The following is a 20,876-nucleotide window of genomic DNA, read 5'->3' as shown; positions in this document are numbered from 1 at the left end:
TTCTCCATGCGTCATTTGTGAACATCTCGTGAATTTCTGATTTTAGGCAAAAAAAAGGACACGGATTCACATCCGTGCCAAACATGTATTCCTTATAAAAGGGGGTCAATTACTAGCTTTATCATAACGGAAAATTATTTCACCCGTGTTACATTCCAGTTAAAAGCCCATGACGCTATATTAAGGATTTACGACAGCCTTTTATTTCGTTGCTTTGAGTTTTTCAGCAAGCTCTTCTACATAATGCTGTGCGCTTTGTGCTGCAATACTTCCGTCACCTGTTGCTGTCACAATTTGACGAAGTGTTTTTTCTCGAATGTCACCAGCGGCGAAAATACCTTCCACTCTCGTTTCCATTCTTTCGTTTGTCTCGATGTAGCCTTCTTTATTTGTAATGCCGAGATTTTCAAATGGTTTAGACAGTGGCAGCATGCCGATATAGATAAAGGCGCCGTCTGTTTTAAAGTCTTCTTCTTCACCAGTCACCGTATCAACCAATGTCACACTGCCGACTTTCCCGTTTTCTTCATTGATCTGTTTGACGGTTTTGTTCCACTTGAAGTCAATTTTTTCATTATCAAAGGCGCGTGCTTGTAAAATGCTTTGTGCACGAAGTTTATCGCGTCTATGGATAATCGTTACTTTAGAAGCGAAGCGTGTGAGATACACACCCTCTTCTACCGCAGAATCACCACCGCCGATGACGACAAGCTCTTTGTTTTTAAAGAAAGCCCCGTCACATACTGCACAATATGATACGCCGCGGCCGCCAAGTTCTTTTTCACCTGGTGCACCGATTTTTTTGTATTCAGCCCCTGCCGCGATAATGACAGAGCGTCCTTTGTATTCTTTTGAGCCGGCTTTGACGATTTTATATTCTTCACCGTTCACGATTTCTTTGATATCGCCATATGCATACTCTGCACCGAATTTCTTCGCATGCTCAAACATTTTATTTGAAAGTTCCGGCCCTAAAATACTTTCAAAGCCAGGATAGTTCTCGACATCTTCCGTATTCGCCATTTGTCCGCCTGGAATTCCTCTTTCAATCATTAATGTTGAAAGATTTCCCCGTGATGTATAAACAGCGGCTGTCATTCCGGCAGGACCCGCTCCAATGATGATCGTATCGTAGATTTTTTCTTCTGACACAACTGTCACTCCCTCTTCAATTGCTGCTCGCATTTCTTATTAGAATGCCCTTGGGTGATGCTTCCATTCATGACAGAGAGCATCATTTCCACTCTTAGCTTTTATTCCTTACCCATATCCTATTAAATCTGCGGGGAATAAGCGAATCATTTGCTCATATCTTCAAAAAAAGAAAAAGCTTCCTTAAACTGCTGTTTAAGGAAGCCTGTTTACGGTTATATACAAAGTAATGATTTATTCAACGACTCTTCTTACAACGCCATTGAAAGCTTTTTTCCAGTATACGTTGTTCATTGAGTCAACTGAAACACCGCGAGAGCTGTTATCGTTCAAGAATGAACCGTTTCCTAAGTAAATACCAACGTGCCCATTTACTTTATACGTATCAAAGAACACAAGGTCTCCGCGTTTCATGTCAGATGCACTTACAGCTCTTCCTTTACCTACAAGCGTATCTGTTGTTGTACCGCCAACTGGTCCAAGGTTGATACCTGCTGATGCAAATGCCCAGCGAACGAATGAAGAACAGTCAAAACGACGTGCGTCAATATCGGCTTGTGATCTGCCGCCGCCCCATTTATATGGAGATTGTCCAACAATCGTAGAACCTGTGCTGATCGCACCTTCAATTCCGCCTACGTTACTGCTGACAGGTGATCCACCGCCAGAAGATGGCTTCTTGCTTGGTGCACTGCTGTTGCTGTTATTGTTGTCATTAGAAGATGATCCACTATTACTTGAAGACGGGCTGCTATCGTTATTTGAGCTGTTGTCTTCCGCTTGGACACTAGCTTGACGCTGCTGCTGTTGTCTTTGCGCTTTTTCTTCTTTTGCTTTTTGAGCTGCTTCCCTTGCTTCTTTTTCAGCTTGTTTTTGTGCAGCGATTGTTGCGTCTTTTTCAGATGCAATGCTGTTAGCCTCACTGTTTAACTCGCTGATTTCAGAAAAAGCACTTCCTTTTTGCTTTTTCACTTGCTTGAATAGCTTGTCTTTTTCATCAAGCTGTTTATTCAAGTCTGATTGAAGCGTTTCAAGCTTTGCAAGTGTGTTTTGCACATTTTCAAGCTTTGTGTTTAATTCGTTTTCAGACTTTTGAAGTTCTGCTTTGTCTTTTTCCTGCTCTTTAATGATTTCACTGTCTGCGTTGATCAGTGTCGATACTGCCCCTGCACGGCTGATGAAATCGCTAAAGCTTTTTGCTCCCAGTAATACATCTATGTATTTCGTAGAACCGCCGCTCTCTTGTAGGGCACGTACACGCTTTTTCAAGAACTCGTTTCTTTCTTCAATACGTTTTTCTGTATCAGCAATTTCTTTTTTCAGTGCTTTGATTTCTTTTTTTGTTTTTTCATTTTCTTTTTGTTTTTCTTCGATTTGATCACTTGTTTTTAAAGCTTTCTCATCAATATCTTTAAGCTTTTGTGCAAGTGCCTCTTGTTTTGCTTCAAGCTTTGAAAGCTCTTCTTTTTTCTTTTGAAGATTCTTGTTTACCTCAGATTGCTTGCTGTCTAGTTCTTGTTTCTTTTGTTCAAAGTTCTGTGCGTTTGCTTCATGCGTAAATGGAATAAATAAACCGCTCGCTCCGATCACCGAAGCTAAACCAAAAGTAATAAACTTTTTCACGAATAGTTCCTCCTTTGACAATTTCCCAAGCGACATTAGAAAGCAGCAAATTCTCTGCGATCAATCTGTGCTCTCTATGTCTTTTTTCCTGATTGTTCAGTCAGATGTTGACCAGATTGTTTCTATCACTAGGTGTTTCATTATGTATAGTAAAATATTTAAATATCTATCTTTGTTTTAATCCACGAGTTTCATTATACATGAGACATCGACAAAATGAGCTAATATTTTTATTACATTTATGTTTCAAAAACATGTCGTGATTGTCATACTTCGCCAATTCCTTGCAAATCCCACCTTTTTATCCAAGAAAAAAGCATGACCTTTTCGGCCATGCTGGGAGGTTCTGAATCTATTTACCTATTTAATCGATTAACGTACAGATCTCTCGTTCGTATTTAGACAGTGTTTGAACACTGATCTGAAACGCGGACGCAACATCTTTTTTACTGACAGCTGCTTCTTGTTCATTCATCCATAGATAATAAGATGCTGCTGCCCAGGCAGGTGCATTTTTCTTATCAATACCAGAAGCACGTGCCTGCTGAATAATATGGAATAACCAAAAATAAGGCATATGGCTGTCAGGCTGAACCGCTTCCTCCAGACTGGATGCCGCCTGTTTTGCAAAAACTGCATCTTCTGAAAAAGACTTTTCTTTCATTTCATCTTCATATAAAAGCAGTTCTATGAATTGCTGTTCAAACGCCGTTTTCGCTGCGCGTGCATCAAGGACAGACTGCAGAACGTCACGTTCCCCTTTTTGTTTACTGACATAGTACGCAGTCAGCCGTTCCTCAATCGAGACCATTGGCTCATTCACCTCAGGTTTATCCTGCCACGGCTTGATTTCATCTGCATCGATATCTTCTTCGACCATCTTATCCCAAACCGTTTGGGCGAGCGTCTTGTGGCCTGTATGATAGGCTGCGCTTGCAAGCCAGTATAAAAATGTACTATCTCCTTGAAAACCTGTTTTGTATAAAGAATAAAGCCATTTAAAGGCCCATTCAAATTCTCCCACAAGGGCAAATGTTGCACCAAGCTTATAACGCTGTTCACTTAGTATTGGATACACGTGCGTTAATTGCTTTGCTAACACGTTGACCTTTTCTTCTTCTTTTTCATAATGGTAGAAGACTAGCTGATTGCAAAGGGCGTGCAGATTACCGGGATTTTCATGAAGGACCCGGTTCAACATTTCTTTCGCCTGATGGATTCGGCCAGAATAAAAATAGGCCAAAGCGAGATTATTATACGCCGACCAAAATTCTGGATACTCAACAATCATCTGTTCCAGCATCTCAATGGCTTCATCGAGTCTGCCGCTTTCTAGCAAATGGTTTGCTTGATCCTGCTTCACAATCAGGTCATCCTGATCATAAGGAAAATCTTCGTCCTCTTCGTCGCTCATGTCGAGCAGGTCAAGAAGGTCGTCATTTTCATCCGCAAATTCCCCGTTCTCTTCCAGCGCGGCATAAGCAGTAGCTGATTTATATGCCTCTTGAAACAGTCCGAGATTCGCATAATTATTGGCTTTAAAATAGTGGCACTCAGACATGTTTTCATCGATGTGTTCAAGAATAAAATCAAGCAGTTCGTTTGATTGCTGGTAATGACCCATTTCAGTATAAATAATGGCAAGCTGTGACAGCATTTCTACATTTTCAGGCTCAAGTACGATGGCCCGCTGTATCAGCTTACTTGCCCTAGACAGATTTCTTTCTCTATATGCTTTAAGACCTTTATGAAAAAAGTAATGCCCATCTTGAAATAGCTGGACGACTTGTGTGTGATTATTTTGAGAAGTGTATTTACTCACCGATACCCTCCATTTCGAACAGTGTACCGTGTGTAGTATAACATACTTCACTAGTCGTCACATAGAACAAAAGGAAAGGAAGGATTTGTTTTTCATTTAAAAGTAAAAAGCCTGGGATATCCCCCGGCTTTTCATTCACCTTGATGACGTTTTTTTAATACCTTTAATACATCATCAAGCGGCAATTGCTGTTCACGTAATAATACAAGAAGATGATAGAGGAGGTCAGCAGTTTCCCATTTCAATTCTTCTTGATCCCGGTTTTTCGCTGCAATGATCACCTCAGACGCCTCTTCCCCTACCTTTTTCAGGATTTTATCGACCCCTTTTTCAAATAGATAGGTTGTATAAGCCCCTTCTGGCATTTCCGCCTGACGCTTTGCAATGACCTGTTCAAGTTCATTTAATATCGCAAAACGTTCCTGCTCTTCGCTAAGGCGTTTCACGCCTTCTTCCGAGAAACAGCTATAGCTGCCAGTATGGCAGGCTGGGCCGCTTGGCGCGACAAGGACAAGCAGAGCGTCCTTGTCACAGTCATATCGAATAGAAATCACTTGCTGGGTATGTCCAGAGGTGGCGCCTTTATGCCAAAGCTCGTTTCTCGACCGGCTATAAAACCATGTTTCACCTGTCTCCAGCGTTTTTTCATAGGATTCTTGATTCATATATGCAAGCGTCAATACTTCCTTACTTTGAGCATCCTGTACAATCGCAGGAATCAGGCCTGCTTCATTAAAGGTTAATTCATTTGCCTGTTTCATCTGACCTTCACCCCGTGTTCTCTCAAATATGTCTTCACCTCATGAATGGAGGTTTCTTTATAATGGAAAATGGAGGCTGCTAATGCTGCATCAGCTTCTCCTTTTGTAAAGGCCTCGAGCATATGCTGAGCATTGCCAGCGCCGCCAGAAGCGATCACTGGCACATTGACCGCCTCTGATACAAGCTTTGTCAATCGATGATCAAAGCCTGTCTTTTCACCATCAGCATCCATACTTGTCAGCAAAATCTCTCCTGCCCCTCTCTGCACAGCTTCCTTCGCCCAGTCGCTGACCTCTAAATCAGTTTGACGGCGTCCTCCGTGTGTATAGACCATATATGCTTTTTTCTCTTCATCGTATTTTGCATCAATTGCGACAACGATACACTGGGAGCCAAAAAAGTCAGCACCTTCTGAAATCAGTTCCGGTCTTAACACAGCTGCTGTGTTGACAGATACTTTGTCTGCACCCGCTCTTAATATACGCTTCATGTCATCAAGGTGGTTAATCCCGCCACCCACCGTAAATGGTATCGCAAGCGTAGACGCGACTTGTTTGACCACATCCACCATCGTTTTCCGGCCTTCATGAGAAGCAGAAATATCAAGAAAGACGAGTTCATCCGCCCCTTCCTCATCATAGATCTGCGCCAACTCAACCGGATCACCAGCATCTTTTAAGCCAAGGAATTGCACCCCTTTGACAACACGCCCTTCCTTCACATCAAGACATGGAATGATTCGTTTTGTCATCATATGCGGTCAAGCCCTTCAAATGCTTCTGCTAAAGTAAACTGCTTTGTGTAAAGTGCCTTTCCAACGATCGCACCAGACACACCAGACTGTTTTTGCGCTGACAGCTTTTGAAGATCAGCTACTGCGCTGACACCACCTGAAGCAATCACTTGTTTGCCGGTTGCTTCTGCTAAGCGAACCGTGCTTTCTACATTGGGACCAGACAGCATGCCATCCATTTGAATATCGGTGAAAATAAAGACCTCTGCGCCTTCCTTTGCCAATTCCCTGCCGAGTTCCTCTGCCTTCACTTTAGACGTTTCAAGCCATCCTTCAGTCGATACAAAGCCATTTCGCGCATCAATCCCAATTGCGATTTTCTCTCCATATTGCGCCAGCATTTTTTTCACAAAGGCTGGGTTCGAAACAGCTGAGCTGCCGAGAATCACTCTATCTACGCCGCTCTTTAAATAAAAGGCAACGTCTTCTTCTGTCCGAATACCGCCGCCGATTTGTACCTTCACATCTAAGGAAGAAGCAATCGCCAGCACATGCTCATGATTGACCCGTTTCCCTGCTTTTGCACCATCTAAATCGACAAGATGAATCCATGCTGCTCCATCCTTCGCAAATTGCGCGGCCATGTCGAGCGGTGAATCTCCATAAATGGTTTCTTGATCATAATCTCCTTGCACAAGACGTACACATTTGCCATTTCTCATATCAATCGCCGGATATAATGTAAACTCACTCATTTGCTCACCCTCTGTTCGTTTGCTAATTGAATAAATTGTTTGAGCAGCGCCATTCCCGTTGTACTGCTTTTTTCAGGGTGAAACTGTGCTCCAAGCACATTCCCCTTGCCAACAACAGCTGGTACTTGAACACCATAGTCCGCGCTTGCTAATTGCTCATGTGGATTCATATCGCTCACATAATACGAGTGAACAAAGTACGCAAATCCTTCTGGTACACCGTCAAACAATGGGGAGGGCTGATGAAATGTGAGCTCATTCCAGCCCATATGAGGTACCTTCAGCCTTTGCCCGTCCTGATCACGATCCTTTAAAAGAACGACACGCCCTTTTAACAACCCCAATCCTTTTGTGCGGCCTGCCTCTTCACTTTCTTCAAATAACAGCTGCATGCCAAGGCAAATGCCGAATAACAGCTTTCCTTCCTGCACAACTTGGTGAATAAACGCCTCAAGTCCTGTCTGTTTTAACAGCTGCATTGCATCACGAAACGAACCGACCCCGGGCAAAATATAAGCATCTGCTTTTTTCAGCTCCTCCACATCAGAGGAGACGATATAGCGGGCACCTGCTCGTTCCAGTGCTTTTGATACGCTGAACAAATTTCCCATTCCGTAATCAATGACTCCGATCATTAGAGCATCCCCTTTGTTGAAGGAATTCCTTTCACACGTGGATCAATGGTTGTTGCTTCATCTAAGGCACGTGCCATCGCTTTAAAAATGGCTTCAATCATATGGTGTGTATTGGTTCCGTAGTGAACAATGACATGAAGGTTGATCCGGGCTTCAAGTGCAAATTTCCACAGAAACTCATGTACTAGCTCTGTATCAAAGGTACCAACCTTTTGACTTGGAAAAGCCGCTCTCATTTCCAAATGAGGACGGTTGCTTAAATCGACCACGACCTGGGCAAGTGTTTCATCCATCGGAACAAAGCTGGAACCATACCGCTTAATCCCTTTTTTATCGCCTAACGCTTCCTTAAACATTTGCCCAAGTACAATGCCGATATCTTCTGTTGTGTGGTGATCATCAACATCCGTATCTCCTTTCGCATCGACGGTCAAATTAAAGTGTCCATGCTTCGTAAATAAATCAAGCATGTGCGTCATGAAAGGGACATCTGTTTGAATATCCGCTTTTCCTTCTCCATCAATTTCTAGCGCTAATGAAATGTTCGTTTCATTTGTTTTTCTCGCTGTTTTCGCCTGTCTCATTACGATTCCTCCCGCTTTCTCGCTTCAATCGACCTTGCATGTGCTTCAAGCCCTTCTAATCTGGCAAATGCCGCAATGCTTTCCCGGTGTGTTTCAAAGGCTTCTTGACTATATGAAATAATGCTCGTTTTCTTTTGAAAATCAGTCACACCAAGCGGGCTGGAGAATCGAGCTGTTCCGTTTGTTGGCAGCACGTGATTCGGCCCTGCAAAATAATCGCCCACCGGCTCTGGACTATAGCGTCCCAAGAAAATTGCGCCAGCATGCTTGATTTGACCAAGAAGTGATTCTGGGTATGCTGTCAGCACCTCTAAGTGCTCTGGTGCTAATTGATTGATGACGTCTACTGCACGATCGATTGATTCTGTCACGTAAATACGGCCATGATCTTGTATAGATTGTGCTGCGATTGATTTTCTCGGCAAAGTATCCAGCTGCTTTCGAACTTCAGCCTGCACACTTTCAGCAAGTGTCTTAGACGGTGTCACCAAAATACTAGATGCCAGCGCATCATGCTCTGCCTGCGAAAGTAAATCCGCCGCTACCTCATGCGCGACTGCTGTTTCGTCTGCTAGAACTGCAATTTCACTTGGACCTGCAATCATATCAATATCTACCTGACCAAATACTTCCCGCTTTGCCAGCGCGACATAAATGTTGCCTGGACCTGTGATTTTATCAACAGGCTTGATGCTTTCCGTTCCATAGGCAAGTGCCGCAACCGCCTGTGCTCCGCCCATTTTATACATTTCTGAAACACCAAGCTCCTTCGCCGCAGCCAAGACTGCGTCAGAGAGACAGCCATCTTTCCCAGGGGGTGTCACAAGTACGATTCGTTCAACGCCAGCGACTAGCGCAGGGATCACATTCATTAATACAGATGATGGATAGGCAGCTGTTCCACCAGGGACATACACACCTACTGCATCAAGCGGTGTTACCTTTTGTCCAAGCATTGAGCCGTCCTTTTGGTGATAAAACCAAGAGGACGTCAGCTGACGCTCGTGGTATGTGCGAATATGCTTCATAGCCGTTTGAATAATTTGAACCATCTCTTTGTCCAAGCGGTCGCAGGCTTTTGCCATTTCATCCTCTGTGACAAGTGAATCTTCAATCAACACCCCGTCAAATTGCTTTGTAAAAGACCGTACAGCTTCATCACCACTTGTTCTTACTTCTTGTATAATGCGCTGAACAGCCTGACGCTGCTCTTCTGTTCCTGTATCTAAAGACCGTTTGAGTGAGAGAGTATCTGTCTCACCTTCTTGTAGATAGGTGATGTTCACGATGTTTCCTCCCCTTCTCCAATAATTCTTGCAAGACGCTGCGCCATTTCATCGATCACCGTATCCTTCATCCTATAGCTCACAGGATTAACAATGAAGCGTGACGTGATATCACAAATATGCTCCGTTTCCACAAGTCCATTTTCTTTTAATGTTTGACCTGTAGAGACAATGTCTACAATGCGATCGGCAAGCCCAATGAGCGGTGCTAATTCTATGGAACCATTCAGCTTAATGATCTCCACCTGTTCTCCTTGCTCTCTAAAATAGGATGATGCGACATTGGGGTACTTTGTTGCCACACGCGGTGCGACACCACCCCAGCTCGCTCCTGGCAAGCCAGCAACAGCTAAATGACATTTACTGATGTTTAAATCGAGCACTTCGTACACATCACGAGCTTCTTCGAGCATGACATCCTTCCCTGCAATGCCAACATCCGCCACGCCGTGCTCTACGTAGGTGGTCACATCCATTGGCTTGGCTAAAATAAAGCGGAGGTTTTCTTCTGGTACATCAATGATTAATTTTCTTGAATCCTCGAATTCCTCTGGCAGCTGGTACCCCGCCTGTCTTAACAGCCCTGCTGCTTCTTCAAATATCCGGCCCTTTGGCATCGCCATCGTCAACACTTTACCCATTCCGCTCTTCCTTTCTAGCGCCGATAAAATAAGTCACCTGTTCAAATGCCTTGGTCATCGCGTCAATATTTTCAATCCCCGCTAAGTCTTGCAGAACGATCTTTTTCCCTTTTGACCGCTCCTTTTCTGCAAAAGCAAAAGCTTCCAGTCTTTGTTCTTTACTAAAAATCACAGCCTCCTGCGACTCAATGATTTCTTTTGCATCGAGCGCTTCAAGAAGACGGTCTAGTCGAAGTCCGAACCCTGTAGCTGGCGCGGGTGCATCAAAATGAGCAAGCAATTGATCATATCTCCCGCCGCTTCCGATGACCGACCCAACATGATCTGCAAATACTTCAAACAAAATACCCGTATAATAGCTCATATGACTCACCATGCTTAAATCTAAACGGATATATTCTGTACAGCCGTAATCTTCAAGTGTCTCCCAAAGCGACTTTAACTGTGCGAGCACCTCTTTTCCTTCTTGTGAAACGACGATTTCCTCTGCCCGCTCTGTAACCTCTTGGCCGCCTCTTAACTCTAAAAGCTGTAACAGCCTCGTTTTATCGATGGAGGAAAGCGGTAATTGTTTCACATGCTGACGGTATCCCACATAATTCTTTTCATATAAGAAGCGGCGAAGGACGTTTGCACGCTCTGTATTTCCGAGTACATCAACAAATAACGTTTCTGCTAAAGCGACATGCCCGATCGCGATTTTGAAGGACCTTAGCCCGGCATTTTTTAAGGCAAATACGGCAAGCGCGATGACTTCAGCATCTGCACTAATCGAACCATCACCAATCAATTCAATTCCGACCTGCTCAAATTCTGACGGTCTTCCGCCTTCTCTCTCCTGAGCACGGAACACATTGGCTGCATACCCAACACGAAGCGGATACGCCTGTTCATGAAGCTTAGAAGCCGCCACTCTTGCAATCGGACCTGTCATATCAGGTCTCAGCACTAGAGTTTGCCCGTTTTGATCAAGAAGCTTAAAAAGCTGTGTATCAGTAATCGCCGATTGAACACCGACTGTATCGTAAAATTCAAGCGTTGGTGTCTCCATCAAACGGAAACCCCAACCAGTCATGACCTCTGTTAAGGAATGCCTCACTTTTTTTTTCGTCTCATACAATCCAGGTAATGAATCCCGCATACCATATGGTTTCTCAAACATAAACATGTTTCTTCCGCACCTCCAACACATTAAAACAAAAAATTCCGAATCCTTTAGTTCGCTAATATGATAATATGCTAACAAAATAAAGTGATTAAATCAATCATTTTTATTTCTCTCTATTTTCATCAACATATTCTGGAATTATTACATTCAAGTGACACCTGTGCCTTTTCTGTATGTTCGATGAAGGAACGTGCTATAATACTTAAAAATATTGAATAACACAGGAGATTAACAGTGAAGTTCATCCAGACATTCATCTTAACTTTGTTGTGCGCATGTCTTGTTTATTTCGGCTTTATATACGTTTCACAAATCGATCAAGTCAAGAAAACAGCTTCGCCGCAAAAAGCAGCAAAAGAAAACGATACAGCACTTGCGGCTGAAGAAACTCGTTCAACGAAAAAAGCAGAAACCACACATCATTCATTAAAAGGAAGCAAAAAAGCCATGGACGTCATCCTCTACAATCAAATGGATGCGCCAAGGCTTTATAACGGATGTGAAGTCACGAGCTTAGCGATGCTGCTTCATTACAGCGGCTATGAGCAAGTAACGAAAAACACATTGGCAAATGAAATCAAACGCGTTCCGCTCAATTATGAAAATGGCTTAAAAGGAGACCCTCATGATGGGTTTGTAGGCGATATGGAGAATGGGCCGGGTCTTGGTGTTTACCATGAACCTATCTATCAGCTTGCGAAAAAATACGCGGGCGATCAAGTTGTCGACTTAACCGGAAAGCCTGTTAAAAAGGCCATCTATCAATCACTTGAAAAGGGCTATCCTGTCTGGGTGATTACGACATCCACTTTTGACAAAACAAATAACATCGAAACTTGGAATACCCCAAATGGCAAAATAAATGTAAGCTTTGATGTGCATAGCGTGGTCATCACAGGCTATGACAAGGAGCATGTCTACTTGAATAATCCATACGGAGAAAAGAATCAAAAAGTCGACCGTGATCAGTTTGAAGATTCTTGGGAACAGATGGGCAGTCAGGCGATTATCATTAAAGCGTAAAAAAACAACCTCTATTCACGTAGAGGTTGTTTTTATTGCTTCATTTAGTAATTCCTTCAGGCGGTCTTCAAGCTTTTCAGCTGTCATCGCACCTCCGCCCAGGCTGAAGGATTCATCCCCTCTTTTTAATAAAAGTGTAGGATAGCCGTTCACATGAAGTTGATGAACCTTCGCAAAGTCGGCATACGCATCATTCATCGCTTCTTTTGTTTTCATGCGATCTATGACTGCGTCAGGATCAAGATGATGCGCCAAAGCGATCTCCCGATACGTTTCTTCATCACTCAGGCTTTTTCCGTCTTGATAAAAAGCCTTTTGCATCGATGAAGCCAAGTACAATGCGCGCTCAGGTGCGATGGATCTTAATGCAGAAAAACCAATGGCCGCAGCCTCAGAGTCTAAAAGAAACGTCCCGTTTGCTAACAGCTCCTGATAACGTTCTCCAAACTCGACACCAGTCAGCTGACTAATACGCTGATTTGCTTCTGGAATGTGTGGATAATCCTTTATTGGAAGACTTCTTTCCCCTACAAATAAACCGCCCGACACAAGTGTTAGTGATATCTCCGGATGATTTTCATGCAAAGAACGCATACTGTTTGAAAATCCATAACACCAGCCACAATACGCATCCCATACATAGATGAAAGACAATTCTTGCTCATTCATACGTTAGACTCCCTATTTACCATTTTTAGGCGGCCATGAAACTGCTTATTCAGCTTCAGATACAACGGTAAAACGTTCTCCAACATGGGCTGCCTGCTCCACCTCATCAACCAGCGCAATGGCGTAGTCAGCATAGCTCACATAGCTGTCACCTTTAGAATTGACAATCAGATGGTCTTTCCCTTTCACGTAAGAACCTGTACGTTTGCCAGCTGGATTAAAGAATGCAGCTGGGCTGAGGAAGGTCCATTTTAATCCCTCTGTCTGTTGAAGATCTTTTAGGTTTTCTCCTTGCTGTGAAGCCGTAGCAACAAATTCTTTAGGAAACTCTGGTGTGTCCACTAGTCTTGTTGTTTTCGCCTCATCTACAAATAGACTTCCTGCTCCGCCCACAACGATCAAACGAGTCTCAGGTGCCTCTTTTAAAATATCGATCAGCTTTTTCCCAGCTTCTACGTGAAGATGCTCTTTTCCAGCAGGTGCGCCAAATGCATTTACAATCACATCAAAGCCTTTGATGTCTTCTGCTTGCAAGTGAAACACATCCTTCTCAAGAACAGTTAGAGATGAATCTGTCACCTTTTGTGCATCACGGACGATTGCCGTTACTTCATGTCCTCTTGATTGGGCCTCTTTCACAATTTCTTGTCCTGCTTTACCTGTTGCGCCAATAATTCCAATTTTCATGTTAACTCCTCCTGCAATATGATTTTATGTTGATAAAGAAAGGTGTAACTAATACGGTTACAACAGAGGTAAAAAAAATTGAATAGATCATCCAATTTTTTTGATTAGCACATGCGTTAGTTCACTTAATTTGATCTCAGCAAGCACTTGCTCCATCGCACTTTGAGCGCGGCATAAAATTAATTCTAGCACCGCTTGAATATTTGCACCGATCGGACAGTCAGGATTTGGGCTTTCATGAATTTGAAACAATTCTCCCTCATCTACGACTTCAACCGCTTTATACACATCGAGCAGTGTGATGTCGTCTTCACTGCGGTTCAGCTGAGAACCACCTTTGCCAAGACTCGTTGAGATTAGACCTGCTTTTTTTAATTTACTCATAATGCGGCGGATGACCACTGGGTTTGTATTCACACTTCCCGCGATATCCTCCGATGTCTGTAATGATCCTTTTTCAAGTGATAGCAAGGCCAGAATATGGACAGCGACAGTAAATCTGCTGCTGATTTTCATGTTTTCTCACCTCTGTTGTAATCATTATAGTTACACCATGTCACATTGTCAACAAAAAAGTCTGCCGAGCTACTCAGCAGACGTAGATTGACGTGCTTCCATTTCTTCTTTCGTATAAATCATGCGCATTGGATTTCCTCCAACAAATGAGCCTGCTGGCACATCCTTATGAACAAGTGTACCAGCCGATACGATCGCTCCATCCCCAATGGTCACACCAGGTAAAATAGTTGAATTAGCTCCAATTAAGACTTCATCACCAATATAGACTTCCCCAAGTCTGTACTCTTTAATCAAATACTCATGGGACAAGATGGTTGTGTTATAGCCGATCACACTATTTCGACCGACAGTGATTTTCTCAGGAAACATCAGATCAACCATCACCATTAAGGCGAACGCCGTATCCTCGCCGACCTTCATACGAAGAAAGGTTCGGTAAATCCAATTTTTCATTCCCATAAAAGGCGTGTACCTTGCCATTTGAATAAAAATGAAGTTTTTCACCACTTTGAAAAAGGGAACTGTCCGATAGACTTGCCGCAGCGAATTGACCCCTTTTACAGGATAACGATCTGTTTTTCTCAACTTAATCAGCTCCAACAATCGCCAGGAGATCACTCATTTTCTTCAGCATGAAATCAGGGCGATGCTTTAAAAGGGCCTCTTCTCCCTTAATCGACCAAGCAACACCTGCCGTCTTTGTCCCTGCCGCTTGACCAGACAAAATGTCGTGATAATTATCACCGACCATCACTGCTTCATGCGGATCACTGCCAAGCTTTGATAATGCCAGCTGAACAGGCTCCGGATGCGGCTTCTCATTTTGTACATCATCGAGCGTCACAATGACCTCAAAGAACGGCTCTAAACCGGTCAGCTTCAATCCCATTAAAACCGTATCCCGTATCTTCGTTGTGACAATACCGAGCTTAAATCCTCGATCCTGCAGGACTTTCAATGTGTCGATAACGGTCTCATATTCAGTCACAAGCAGATCATGCTGCTGATGATTAAACGTGCGGTACATCTGAATCATGTCATCTGTCAAATCAGGGTCCATCGCAGAAAATGTATCAAACAAGGACGGACCAATGAAATGAAGAATATCCTCACGGCTGTACTGACCAGGGTAATAATGATCCAGCGTATGCTGAAATGAAGCAATAATTAATTCATTTGTATTGATTAATGTGCCATCTAAATCAAATAGCACTGTGTTGATCGTTGATTCGTTCATATGGCTTCCTTTCTAACAGCTGCATGTTCCCGCTTCCGCCAAATATAGCTAATGGCAGCTGTCAATAAAATTGCAGAAATCAGGCGGATCACAAGAAGCGGCCATACTGGAATACCAAGTGGAATAAAAACCAGCGTATCTTCGACCACCGCATGGCAGGCAACAAGGAAAATAAAGGCAAGGGTTAAGTCCTTTTTACTCACACCGTCCTCTTCCACTGCCTTCATCATCACACCGGCTCCATAAGCGAGACCAATTGTTAATCCAGCCACCATCGTCATAGACGTATTTTCTTTCATCCCAAGCATTCTAGTAAAAGGTGACAGCCACTTAGACAGTGTATGAAGCCAGCCTAAATCTCTCATGAATTGAATGATGATCATGAGCGGGATAACGATACAGGCAAGCTGCAGCACACCGAGTACTGCTTTTTGTATAGCAAGAAGGACGATCATGTACCAGCTGGAAGGCACATCAGCCGCCTGAGCTGCACTAAGCAGTCCATATTGCGCCGGCTCCTCGCCTCCCTGCCAAACGAGATGAATGACAATCGCAGAAATAACAGCAAGACTGATTCTAACCAGCAAAATCACAGATACTCTCAGTCCAACCTTTGCTGCCACTGTTGATTCGATGATCAAGTTATGGCAAAAGGACAGCATCACTGCCAAAATAAACACTTCCTTCACAGGAAGCTCTAATGTCAAAATGGCAGCAATCCCCGCATACAAATTCAGCATATTTCCTAATACAAGCGGAATAGCCGCTTCCCCCGAAAGACCAAACAGCCCCATAAATGGCTGAATGAATCGGATGATCCAATCCATGACAGGCGTATGCTGCAAGATACTGACGAGAATGGTCACTGGAAAGATGACTTTACCAAGTGTCCAAGTTGTCGACAGCCCTGCTTTCAAGCCGTTTTTCCATGTCTCTCCCATCTTCTTCTGATCCCCCCTGCTTAATTCGATGAGTTGTTCTCTTTATACGGAATCGATGCGTATCCTTTCATTCTTCTAAAGAAAATCAGTAGAACAGCCACTGCGAATATCGCAATCGAAATCATCTGTGCGATTCGAAGATGCTCTGTCAGCATTAAGCTGTCTGTTCTCATCCCTTCAATGAAGAAACGGCCGATTGAATACCAAATTAAATAAGACAAGAAGATTTCGCCTCTGCGCAGCGAGGTTCTGCGTAATAAAATCAAGATGACAACACCAACAAGATTCCATAATGATTCGTATAAGAACGTCGGGTGATAATAGGTACCATCAATATACATTTGATTAATGATAAACTCAGGCAGATGCAAATTTTCTAAAAAGGTTCTTGAAACCGCCTCACCATGCGCTTCTTGGTTAATAAAGTTCCCCCAGCGTCCAATTGCCTGCCCTAGTAAAATACTAGGTGCTGCGACGTCAGCTATTTTCCAAAAGGATACCTTTCTCACTTTTGTAAAAATGATGGCTGTCAGCACGGCACCGATCAGCCCGCCGTGAATCGCAATTCCACCATTCCAAATCTTAATGATTTCGTTTGGGTGCTGTTGATAGTAATCCCATTCGAAGGATACATAATAAATTCGGGCACAAATAATCGCTATTGGAATGGCAAATAAGATTAAGTCAATAAACAGATCTTTATTGATTCCTCTTTTTTCACATTCTCTCAAGGCGAGCCAAAGTCCAAGCAAGGCCCCGACCCCAATAATCACACCATACCAATGAACCGAAATAGGTCCGAGGTGAAAAGCAATCGGATCAATTGGCTGAATTGCTTCGTTCATATAGTCAACTCCTATTCATCCTGGCCATTGTCTTCAATGACATCAGCAAGTTTACTTGTAAATTGTTCTGCTGCATTATGTCCCATACGTTTCAGCCTGAAGTTCATCGCAGCCACCTCAATGATGACCGCTAAGTTTCGTCCTGGCCGCACAGGGATCGTCAGCTTCGGCACATCTGTATCGATGATGCGCATTTTCTCTTCTTCAAGTCCTAAACGATCATACTGTTTGCCTTGTTCCCAAAGCTCAAGGTTCATTACAATCGTAATTCTCTTATAGCTTCTGACAGCGCCTGCTCCAAATAAGGTCATCACATTAATAATGCCTAACCCGCGGATTTCTAAAAGATGTTCAATCAGCTCAGGTGCGCTCCCGACTAACGTATCCTGATCCTCTTGACGGATTTCCACGCAATCGTCTGCGACCAGCCGATGTCCCCTCTTCACTAATTCTAAGGCTGTTTCACTTTTTCCTACTCCGCTTTTCCCAATTAACAACACACCTACACCATATACATCTACGAGCACACCATGAATAGCAGTCGTTGGTGCAAGCTTACTTTCTAAAAAGTTGGTCAATCGACTCGAAAGTCTTGTCGTTTTTAGGCTAGATCGTAAAACGGGCACGCCATTTTCATTTGATGCTTCGATTAATTCCTTCGGGACATCACGATCTCGTGACAAAATAATGGCAGGGGTAATATCTGTACAAAGAGACATCATTCTCTGCTTTCGTTCGCGTTCTGGGAGCTGTTCAAAAAAAGAAAGCTCAGTTTTCCCTAAAAGTTGAACTCTTTCTTTTGGGTAATATGTAAAATAACCAGCCATTTCAATACCTGGTCTGGAAAGATCACTGATTGTAATGGGACGATTAATCCCTTCTTCCCCACTTACCAGTTCAAGATGAAATTGTTCCATTATGTCCTTCGTACGAACTTTCGGCACGTTTCTTCCTCCTTTTATCACAGGCGATTCAGAAATACAGCTCTATTTTATCACTTTCAATGATGAACCCAAAACAGTATTTTATCCTGTTCCTGTTTCACCGCCCTAACTGGTATAGACAACTATACTTAAAAAGAGTAAACTTAAATGAAAGATAACGAATAAGGGGGCTCAAACATGAGCGGTTCTTTATTGCTCTCCAACATTCATATTGTGACAAAGACAAAGGTCATTGAAAACGGTTTTGTCGGTTTACGCGATGGCAAGATTGACTATATTTCAACATCACCACCGACAGGAAATTATGAAAAAGTATATATTTCCCGGGAAAACTTTTATTTACTCCCTGGAATGATTGATATTCACATCCATGGCGGATATGGTGCAGACATGATGGATGCGACAGCAGAAGCAATGAATACGCTCGCTGACAACCTTCCGTCCGAAGGAACGACAAGTTTTTTAGCGACAACCATCACACAAAACCATCATGAGATTGAGCATGCACTTAAAAATGTCGCTCAGTGGAAACAAAGTAATGAAGCACAAGCAGGAAATCAGGCACAATGTATAGGAATCCACCTCGAAGGTCCATTTATTTCTAAAGATAAGGCAGGGGCACAGCCTGTTCAATGGATTACAGAGCCTGATATTCCGCTTTTTAAAAAATGGCTGGATGCTTCTGATCAGCTCATTCGAATTGTCACGTTTGCACCTGAGGAAGACACAGATTTTGCATTTCTTTCCCTGTTACAGGAAAAGAACATCATCCCTTCTATTGGACACACGAATGCCCATCATGACATGATCAATTTAGCAGCTAAGCATGGTGCACGCCATGTAACGCACCTTTATAATGCACTGAGTTCCTTTCAGCATCGTGAACCGAACGCTGTAGGTGCTGCTCTTACGAATGAGAACCTTTATACCGAACTGATCACAGATGGGATTCACTCCCATCCTCTTTCCATCAAGCTTGCGTATTTGGCAAAAGGAAGTGATCGTTTAATCATGATCACAGACTCGATGCGTGCAAAAGGGCTTGGGAATGGAACGTATGAATTTGGTGGTCAGACGGTCACAGTTAGCGGCGAAAAAGCATTGCTGGACGATGGTACACTTGCAGGATCGATTTTGCGAATGAAAGACGGCGTCAAAAGGATAAAACAGCTCACAAATTGTGAGTGGACAGAGATTGCGAAGATGACCTCAACCAATGCGGCCGCTCAGCTGGGACTTGATCAACAGCTCGGTTCCATCGAAGTGGGAAAACTAGCAGATCTGGTGATTTGGGATGAATCTGGTGAACTGATGATGACGATCTGCCGTGGACAAATCGTCTTTGAAAAAAAGGAGGCCAACCACTAATGAACATCATCGAATTTGAAAGCAAAGATCAATTAGGAAAAGAAGCAGCTGCCATTATTGCAAGGACAATAGCTGCTAAACCCGATGCCGTACTCGGCCTAGCAACAGGCGGTACACCTATTGAAACTTACAAAGAGTTAATTCAACTTCATCAAGAGCATCAATTGTCTTTCAAGCAAACAAAAACAATCAATTTAGATGAATATGCAGGACTTGATCCAGAACACGAAAATAGTTATATGACCTACATGAAACGTCATTTATTTGACCATATTGATCTCCCTCACGATCAGTATTTTCTTCCAAATGGCAATGCAGCTCATTTAGGAAAGGAATGCTTAAGATATGACCAGCTCATTGAGGATGTAGGCGGCATCGATCTTCAGCTCCTTGGGATCGGTCAAAATGGGCATATCGGTTTTAACGAACCAGGTACCCCTTTCAACTCAAAAACTCATGTCGTGCAGTTAGATGAAAACACGAGACAGGCTAACGCAAGATACTTTTCTTCTATTGATGAGGTACCTACACATGCCATCACAATGGGAATCGCGAGCATTCTTTCAAGTAAAAAGATTCTCCTTCTTGCTTCAGGAAAATCAAAAGCGAAAGTGATACAATATTTAGAACAGGCAGAGATTCATCCGGACTTTCCAGCATCAGCACTGAAACTTCATGAAGATGTAACGGTCTTGATTGATCGAGAAGCTGGATCACTACGCTAAAAACGAGAGGATTTTCACATGTTTATTGATAAGCAGTCACCTATTCCGATGTACCATCAGATTATGGAGAACTTGAAAAAGCAAATTGAGGATGGAACATTAGCACCTGATACAATCATTCCTTCTGAAAGAGAATATGCCGAACGCTTTGGTATTAGTCGAATGACTGTCAGACAAGCCTTATCGAATCTTGTGAACGAAGGATATTTGTATCGACAAAAAGGAAAAGGCACTTTTGTTAGCCGGAAAAAATTTGAACAGCCGCTTCAAGGCTTAACAAGCTTTTCAGAGGATATGCGCCAGCGAGGGCTCAAAGCATCAAGCCAGCTGATTGACTTTAAAAAAACCGCATGTCCAGAGCACTTGCTGCCAGTCTTACATCTGTCAAATCGTGATGCTGTATTTGAGCTCAAACGGATACGCCTTGCAAATGATGAACCGATGGCGATTGAAACGAGCTATATACCTGAAAGATTTGCCGGAGATTTAACAAAGAAACATTTAACTGGCTCTTTATATGAATATATAGAAACTCACACTGGACATGTCATTGCTCATGCCAAACAGGAACTTGAAGCCAATGTTGCCTCAAAGGAAGAAGCAAACTTGCTGTCTATTTCAGCAGGCGATCCTGTGCTGTCCATAACAAGAACGACTTTTTTTCAACAAGACATTCCATTTGAGTATGTCGTTTCTGTTTATAGAGGGGATCGTTACAAGCTCATTCATACAATGGAAAGATAAACAGTGCCCCTGA

Annotated in this window: 23 protein-coding genes; 4 read left to right on the top strand and 19 right to left on the bottom strand. The window is 43.1% G+C overall.

Annotated elements, in window-relative coordinates; translation table 11 throughout:
* Positions 1-201: 201 nt before the first annotated feature.
* The 11 genes from trxB to EV579_RS12365 form a co-directional block, all read right to left on the bottom strand.
* The gene (gene trxB, locus EV579_RS12415) at positions 202-1,152 is read right to left on the bottom strand and encodes a thioredoxin-disulfide reductase (RefSeq protein ID WP_024427675.1); all 951 of its coding nucleotides are present in this window, start codon (positions 1,150-1,152) and stop codon (positions 202-204) included.
* Positions 1,153-1,386: 234 nt separating this feature from the next.
* Positions 1,387-2,775, bottom strand: a complete 1,389-nt coding sequence (locus EV579_RS12410; RefSeq protein WP_024423554.1) for a C40 family peptidase — start codon at positions 2,773-2,775, stop codon at positions 1,387-1,389.
* Between the two features lie 364 nt (positions 2,776-3,139).
* Entirely contained in the window at positions 3,140-4,597 is a 1,458-nt protein-coding gene (locus EV579_RS12405; protein ID WP_133744533.1) for a tetratricopeptide repeat protein, read from the bottom strand.
* A gap of 131 nt (positions 4,598-4,728) precedes the next feature.
* Positions 4,729-5,358 carry a bifunctional phosphoribosyl-AMP cyclohydrolase/phosphoribosyl-ATP diphosphatase HisIE gene (hisIE, locus tag EV579_RS12400; protein ID WP_024423556.1) on the bottom strand — a complete coding sequence of 210 codons (630 nt, stop codon included), beginning with the start codon at positions 5,356-5,358 and terminating at the stop codon, positions 4,729-4,731.
* Positions 5,355-6,113 (bottom strand): imidazole glycerol phosphate synthase subunit HisF, encoded by a 759-nt coding sequence (gene hisF, locus EV579_RS12395; RefSeq protein ID WP_034281034.1) that lies wholly within the window; start codon positions 6,111-6,113, stop codon positions 5,355-5,357. The genes hisIE and hisF overlap by 4 nt, the downstream gene beginning before the upstream one ends.
* On the bottom strand, positions 6,110-6,847 hold the full coding sequence (gene hisA, locus EV579_RS12390; RefSeq protein WP_041107922.1) for a 1-(5-phosphoribosyl)-5-[(5-phosphoribosylamino)methylideneamino]imidazole-4-carboxamide isomerase: 738 nt from the start codon (positions 6,845-6,847) through the stop codon (positions 6,110-6,112). The genes hisF and hisA overlap by 4 nt, the downstream gene beginning before the upstream one ends.
* Positions 6,844-7,482: an imidazole glycerol phosphate synthase subunit HisH gene (hisH, locus tag EV579_RS12385; protein ID WP_122631965.1), complete on the bottom strand. Its 639-nt coding sequence runs from the start codon at positions 7,480-7,482 to the stop codon at positions 6,844-6,846. The genes hisA and hisH overlap by 4 nt, the downstream gene beginning before the upstream one ends.
* Positions 7,482-8,066 (bottom strand): imidazoleglycerol-phosphate dehydratase HisB, encoded by a 585-nt coding sequence (gene hisB / locus EV579_RS12380; protein ID WP_024423560.1) that lies wholly within the window; start codon positions 8,064-8,066, stop codon positions 7,482-7,484. The genes hisH and hisB overlap by 1 nt, the downstream gene beginning before the upstream one ends.
* Positions 8,066-9,352 (bottom strand): histidinol dehydrogenase, encoded by a 1,287-nt coding sequence (gene hisD, locus EV579_RS12375; protein ID WP_133744532.1) that lies wholly within the window; start codon positions 9,350-9,352, stop codon positions 8,066-8,068. The genes hisB and hisD overlap by 1 nt, the downstream gene beginning before the upstream one ends.
* Positions 9,349-9,993, bottom strand: coding sequence for an ATP phosphoribosyltransferase (gene hisG, locus EV579_RS12370; RefSeq protein ID WP_024423562.1), 645 nt, complete (start codon positions 9,991-9,993; stop codon positions 9,349-9,351). The genes hisD and hisG overlap by 4 nt, the downstream gene beginning before the upstream one ends.
* Positions 9,986-11,161 (bottom strand): ATP phosphoribosyltransferase regulatory subunit, encoded by a 1,176-nt coding sequence (locus tag EV579_RS12365; protein ID WP_133744531.1) that lies wholly within the window; start codon positions 11,159-11,161, stop codon positions 9,986-9,988. Before EV579_RS12365 ends, hisG begins: the two co-directional genes overlap by 8 nt.
* Before the next feature lie 234 nt (positions 11,162-11,395).
* Between EV579_RS12365 and EV579_RS12360 the strand changes: the two genes are divergently transcribed.
* Entirely contained in the window at positions 11,396-12,184 is a 789-nt protein-coding gene (locus tag EV579_RS12360; RefSeq protein WP_133744530.1) for a C39 family peptidase, read from the top strand.
* Positions 12,185-12,199: 15 nt separating this feature from the next.
* Here EV579_RS12360 and EV579_RS12355 read toward each other — a convergent pair whose 3' ends face one another.
* The 8 genes from EV579_RS12355 to hprK form a co-directional block, all read right to left on the bottom strand.
* Positions 12,200-12,853, bottom strand: coding sequence for a DsbA family protein (locus EV579_RS12355; RefSeq protein WP_133744529.1), 654 nt, complete (start codon positions 12,851-12,853; stop codon positions 12,200-12,202).
* Between the two features lie 45 nt (positions 12,854-12,898).
* On the bottom strand, positions 12,899-13,540 hold the full coding sequence (locus EV579_RS12350; RefSeq protein ID WP_103131660.1) for an NAD(P)-dependent oxidoreductase: 642 nt from the start codon (positions 13,538-13,540) through the stop codon (positions 12,899-12,901).
* 87 nt (positions 13,541-13,627) lie between these two features.
* Positions 13,628-14,056, bottom strand: a complete 429-nt coding sequence (locus EV579_RS12345; protein WP_024423567.1) for an Rrf2 family transcriptional regulator — start codon at positions 14,054-14,056, stop codon at positions 13,628-13,630.
* A 69-nt stretch (positions 14,057-14,125) separates the two neighbouring features.
* Positions 14,126-14,644 (bottom strand): acyltransferase, encoded by a 519-nt coding sequence (locus tag EV579_RS12340; protein ID WP_024423568.1) that lies wholly within the window; start codon positions 14,642-14,644, stop codon positions 14,126-14,128.
* 1 nt (position 14,645) lies between these two features.
* Positions 14,646-15,296 carry a pyrophosphatase PpaX gene (gene ppaX / locus EV579_RS12335; protein WP_024427663.1) on the bottom strand — a complete coding sequence of 217 codons (651 nt, stop codon included), beginning with the start codon at positions 15,294-15,296 and terminating at the stop codon, positions 14,646-14,648.
* Positions 15,293-16,237, bottom strand: coding sequence for a nucleoside recognition domain-containing protein (locus tag EV579_RS12330; protein WP_133744528.1), 945 nt, complete (start codon positions 16,235-16,237; stop codon positions 15,293-15,295). Before EV579_RS12330 ends, ppaX begins: the two co-directional genes overlap by 4 nt.
* Positions 16,238-16,257: 20 nt before the next feature.
* Positions 16,258-17,082: a prolipoprotein diacylglyceryl transferase gene (lgt, locus tag EV579_RS12325; protein ID WP_103131662.1), complete on the bottom strand. Its 825-nt coding sequence runs from the start codon at positions 17,080-17,082 to the stop codon at positions 16,258-16,260.
* An 11-nt stretch (positions 17,083-17,093) separates the two neighbouring features.
* The gene (gene hprK, locus EV579_RS12320; RefSeq protein ID WP_024423572.1) at positions 17,094-18,026 is read right to left on the bottom strand and encodes an HPr(Ser) kinase/phosphatase; all 933 of its coding nucleotides are present in this window, start codon (positions 18,024-18,026) and stop codon (positions 17,094-17,096) included.
* Between the two features lie 177 nt (positions 18,027-18,203).
* Between hprK and nagA the strand changes: the two genes are divergently transcribed.
* The 3 genes from nagA to EV579_RS12305 are packed head-to-tail and all read left to right on the top strand — an operon-like array spanning position 18,204 to position 20,863.
* Positions 18,204-19,394 (top strand): N-acetylglucosamine-6-phosphate deacetylase, encoded by a 1,191-nt coding sequence (nagA, locus tag EV579_RS12315; RefSeq protein WP_133744527.1) that lies wholly within the window; start codon positions 18,204-18,206, stop codon positions 19,392-19,394.
* The gene (gene nagB, locus EV579_RS12310) at positions 19,394-20,119 is read left to right on the top strand and encodes a glucosamine-6-phosphate deaminase (protein ID WP_133744526.1); all 726 of its coding nucleotides are present in this window, start codon (positions 19,394-19,396) and stop codon (positions 20,117-20,119) included. The genes nagA and nagB overlap by 1 nt, the downstream gene beginning before the upstream one ends.
* Before the next feature lie 18 nt (positions 20,120-20,137).
* Complete coding sequence (locus EV579_RS12305) at positions 20,138-20,863, top strand: GntR family transcriptional regulator (RefSeq protein ID WP_133744525.1); 726 nt, start codon at positions 20,138-20,140, stop codon at positions 20,861-20,863.
* Positions 20,864-20,876 lie beyond the last annotated feature (13 nt).

The sequence above is a fragment of the Bacillus sp. BK450 genome (genome assembly GCF_004364885.1).
Classification (GTDB): domain Bacteria; phylum Bacillota; class Bacilli; order Bacillales; family Bacillaceae; genus Bacillus; species Bacillus safensis.
The sequence above is the reverse complement of the archived record's forward strand: the minus strand, read 5'-3'. Positions and strand labels throughout refer to the sequence as shown.